Raw genomic sequence first — 3,555 nt, 5'->3', positions numbered from 1 at the left:
GGTTGATCGCCACGAGGTAGAGCGGAAACACCCAGGTCGCGGTGCGCAGTTCGGCCTCGCCGCGGTTCTCGACGATGGTGACGTAGAACTGCCGCGGCAGCATGATGATGGCAAAGCCGCTCAGGCACGTCAGCACCAGCCAGGTGGCGAGCGAGGTGTTGTAGCTCATCGCCTGCCGGACCTGCGCGTTCTGGGCCAGCTTGTCGAACATGTCGCCCGGGCCGCCGAAGATCAGGAAGGTGACCATCAGGCCGATCGCCAGGAAGGCGGCGAGCTTGACCACGGTTTCGACCGCCACCGCCAGCACCAGCCCGTCCTGGTGTTCGGTGGCGTCGGCATGACGGGTTCCAAACAGCACCGCAAACAGCGCCAGGAGCATGGCGACGACCAGCGAGATGTCGCTGACGAAGGGATCGAACGAAGGCGGCGATCCCGTATAGTGCTCGACCATCAGGCTGACCGAACCGGAGATAGCCTTCAACTGCAGCGCGATATAGGGCACCGCGCCGATGGTGGCGATCAGCGTGGCGATCGCCGCGACGGTGAAACTCTTGCCGTAGCGCGCGCCGAGGAAATCCGCGATTGAGGTGATCTTCTCGGTCTTGGCCAACCGCACGATGCGGTTGAGCAGCGGGAAGCCGAACACGAAGACGAGCACCGGGCCTGTATAGATGCCGAGGAATTCGAGGCCGCGTTCGGAAGAGAGACCGACCGAGCCGAAGAAAGTCCAGGATGTGCAGTAGATCGCGAGGCTGAGCGCGTAGATGAAAGGCCGCCCCCGGCTCGGCTCGGAGATGGCCGAGCGGCGGTCGCCGAGGCTGGCGATGGCAAACAGCAGCGTCACATAGGCGACCGCGATGATGACGATGAACAAGCCCTGCACGCTTGGACTTTCCTCCTCTGCCGTCTTTCTATCCGGCTTGCCCGGACGCAATCACAGCTTGGCGTCCGAGTCCATTGCAGAGCTGCATAGGACGGTTCTCAGGCCGGCGCGTCGGTGTCGATGTCGTTATGGTGAAGATCGCCGCTGGGCGCCGTGGAAGATGCGGCCGACAATGATCTCCTCCGAACCCATACGATAGAGGATGATGTGCTTGCCATGGACGAACTGATGGGTCCTGCCTTCATAGAGCCTGCCCATATTCGGGTAATCGCCGAGCAATTCAAACACCGCGTCGAGTTCACGCAGATACTTTTCGGCCTGAGTGTGGCCGAAGTTTTCGAAGATGTGTCGGTAAATGTCTTTCAGATCGCGTTCGGCGCGATGCGTTATCCTATGGCGCATGCGGGAATTCGGCACGCGCTTCCCGAATAATGTCGTCGATAGACTTGTCGCTGACGGGGCTCTCGAAACCTTCGTCGATGGCCGTCTGAATCGCTTTCCGCTTCTCATCGGGCGAAAGCGCGTCGAACCAAGCGCGCTGCTCCTTTGTCGGAGCCGCCCACGGGTAAACGCCAATGCTGATGGTTTCGAGCATGTTCATGAGAATATTATAGGCGAAAACGCCTATGATTGCCAGAAATTCAACGCTGCTCCTGCCGAACCGTGGGTCTCGAACAACTGAACCGGGGTCGGTCTTGGCGAGCAACCTAGCCGGCTCCCGGTAAGGAGAAACCGGTTGCTTTCTCCTTTTTGCCGATGTTGCGTCAGGAGGTTTTTGTTATGTTGTCTAAGGTCGATGTCGCAAGGACGGAAACGGCAGCTCGGCCAGTCACGACAAGGAGGGTCGAATGCTGAAAGAATTCCAGGAATTTATTTCCAAGGGTAATGTGATGGACCTTGCGGTCGGCGTCATCATCGGCGCGGCCTTCGGCAAGATCGTCGATTCCCTTGTCAACGACATCATCATGCCGATCGTCGGTGCGATTTTCGGCGGATTGGACTTCAACAATTATTTCTTCGGATTGTCCTCAGCCGTCAATGCGACCTCGCTGGCCGATGCCAAGAAGCAGGGCGCGGTCTTTGCCTATGGCAGCTTCATCACCGTGGCGCTGAACTTCCTCATCCTCGCTTTCATCATCTTCCTGATGGTCAAGGCGGTGAACAACATGCGCAAGCGGCTTGAGCGCGAGAAACCCGCTGCACCGGCCGCTCCGCCGCCCGCCGACGTCGCGCTGCTCACTGAAATTCGCGATCTGCTCGCCAGGCGCTGACCACGGGCGGCATTTGCTGGACCAAAACCCCGGTCGTTCGCGGCCGGGGTTTTCTGTTTTCGCATCTGGTAAGGACCGCTGACGAAAACCGCAGACCAAAACGGACCCGCCCATGACCCTGATCGACAGCTTGCGCACCGAGGCCCGTGCGGCACCCGAAAGCGGCATTGTCGCCGTCGTCAATTACGGCCGCCTGCGCGAAGGCATGATTCCGCTCTGGGCCGGCGAGGGCGACCTGCCGACGCCAGCCTTCATCACCGATGCCGCGTCGAAGGCGCTGGCCGGCGGCGAGACATTCTACACCTGGCAAAGGGGCATCCCCGATCTCAGGCAGGCGCTCTCCCGCTACTATGCCAGGCATTTCGGCAAGACCTTCCCGGAGGAAGAATTCATCGTCACCGGCTCCGGCATGCATGCCATCCAGCTGGCGCTCGACGCGCTCGCCGGCGTGGGCGACGAGGTGGTTTATCTGTCGCCGGCCTGGCCGAATTTCGATGCCGCGGCAGCGATAGCGGGAGCCGTTCCGGTCGCGGTGACGCTCGATCATTCCGGCAATGGCTGGTCCTGCGACGTCGAGAAGCTCGCGGCTTCGATCACGCCGCGCACAAAGGCGCTGTTCATCAACACGCCGTCGAATCCGACCGGCTGGACCGCCGATCATGAGACCTTGCAGGCCATCCTCGATCTGGCGCGCGCGAAAAACCTCTGGATCATCGCCGACGAGATCTATTCGCTGTTCCACTATGGCCACGGCCGCGCGCCGTCCTTCCTCGACATCGCGTCGGCGGAAGACCGCATCCTGTACGTCAACTCCTTCTCCAAGAATTGGGCGATGACCGGCTGGCGTGTCGGCTGGATCAAGACGCATCCGAGCTTGCAGCAGGTGTTCGAGAACCTGATCCAGTATTCGAATTCCGGCGTCGCCCAGTTCATGCAGCGCGGCGCGGCCGCCGCCCTTGACGAGGGCGATGCCTTCGTTGCCGAACAGGTGGAGCGGGCGCGCAAGGCGCGCGACCTTGTCTGCGGCATTCTCGGCGCCACCGGCCGCGCTGGGTTCACGGTGCCGCAGGGTGCGTTCTATCTGTTTTTCACTGTCGACGGCATCACCGATTCACGCACCGCCGCCTTCGACATTGTCGACAAGGCCAATGTCGGCCTGGCGCCAGGCACGGCTTTCGGCCCCGGCGGCGAGGCGTTTTTGCGGTTGTGTTTCCACCGCCGCCTCGATCAGGTCGAGGAAGCGGCACACCGGCTGGCAAATTGGATGAAGGCAGTTTGAGGATTGGGCTGGACAGGAAAGCCGCGCGTTTGAAGATTCTGGACCGCCTCACTCTTCGGCCGCAGTAACGGCATGGATCCTAGGGTCTGCGCCGCGTCGCTTCGCTCCTTGCTCCGCCCTAG

Annotated in this window: 4 protein-coding genes and 1 pseudogene; 2 read left to right on the top strand and 3 right to left on the bottom strand. The window is 61.3% G+C overall.

Annotation, left to right across the window (positions count from 1 at the left end):
• From EOC06_RS34505 to EOC06_RS34495, 3 genes and pseudogenes are all read right to left on the bottom strand, one after another.
• Window positions 1-883, bottom strand: a pseudogene (locus tag EOC06_RS34505) (hybrid sensor histidine kinase/response regulator); the annotation flags it as partial.
• 126 nt (window positions 884-1,009) lie between these two features.
• A complete protein-coding gene (locus EOC06_RS34500; protein WP_127330868.1) occupies window positions 1,010-1,285 on the bottom strand; it encodes a type II toxin-antitoxin system RelE/ParE family toxin in 276 nt (91 codons plus the stop codon).
• Window positions 1,275-1,589 carry a hypothetical protein gene (locus tag EOC06_RS34495; RefSeq protein WP_128309910.1) on the bottom strand — a complete coding sequence of 105 codons (315 nt, stop codon included), beginning with the start codon at window positions 1,587-1,589 and terminating at the stop codon, window positions 1,275-1,277. The genes EOC06_RS34500 and EOC06_RS34495 overlap by 11 nt, the downstream gene beginning before the upstream one ends.
• A gap of 142 nt (window positions 1,590-1,731) precedes the next feature.
• On the opposite strand from EOC06_RS34495, the gene mscL reads away from it, so the two are divergent.
• Together mscL and EOC06_RS34485 are read left to right on the top strand one after the other, a co-directional pair.
• Window positions 1,732-2,154, top strand: coding sequence for a large conductance mechanosensitive channel protein MscL (gene mscL, locus EOC06_RS34490; protein WP_027038576.1), 423 nt, complete (start codon window positions 1,732-1,734; stop codon window positions 2,152-2,154).
• 112 nt (window positions 2,155-2,266) lie between these two features.
• A complete protein-coding gene (locus EOC06_RS34485; RefSeq protein WP_128309909.1) occupies window positions 2,267-3,433 on the top strand; it encodes a pyridoxal phosphate-dependent aminotransferase in 1,167 nt (388 codons plus the stop codon).
• Window positions 3,434-3,555: the final 122 nt, after the last annotated feature.

It is taken from the genome of Mesorhizobium sp. M7A.F.Ca.MR.362.00.0.0, assembly GCF_004023175.1.
Taxonomy (GTDB): domain Bacteria; phylum Pseudomonadota; class Alphaproteobacteria; order Rhizobiales; family Rhizobiaceae; genus Mesorhizobium.
The sequence above is the reverse complement of the archived record's forward strand: the minus strand, read 5'-3'. Positions and strand labels throughout refer to the sequence as shown.